The sequence below is a fragment of the Virgibacillus carmonensis genome, from assembly GCF_057836705.1.
The window spans coordinates 1-505 of record NZ_JBYQFJ010000442.1; the positions used below are offsets into that span (position 1 = coordinate 1).

Below are 505 nucleotides of genomic sequence, written 5' to 3' on the forward strand. Positions count from 1 at the left end.
TTTCAACATATAAGTTTACCCCCTTAAGTTTTAAACTATTTTTAGTTTGTGAGTAGCCCCATTAGCAATGCAACAGTTGCCATCACTGCGGTAATCCCAAACCCCAGAGGAATTGCCTTCTTCTGTAAATCACCCAAATCCACACCTGCCAAGCCAATCAATAGAAAAGTTGAACCAGTCAATGGACTTATCGGAAAACCAACTGTCATTTGCCCTAAAATGGCTGCCCGTCCCATTGTTTCAGGTTGAATTCCAAACGCCTCCGCAGTGGCACTTAAGACAGGAAGTACACCAAAATAGAAAGAATCTGGGTCGAAAATAAGGCTGAGTGGCATAGACAAGTATGCGAGAATAACCGGCAGCGCCTGGCCCCATCCACTTGGAATCGCAGTTGCTGATACGCTCGCCATAGCTTCAATCATTCCCGTCCCGGCAAGGATCCCGGTAAATATCCCTGCAGAAAATATTACGGAAGACGTGTAAATCGCTCCGCGTGCATGTGCCT

General features: G+C 46.1%; 1 pseudogene. It reads right to left on the bottom strand.

The features are described 5' to 3' along the window. Positions 1 to 41: 41 nt before the first annotated feature. A pseudogene (locus tag AC3G7N_RS22790) lies at positions 42 to 505 on the bottom strand (citrate transporter); the annotation flags it as partial.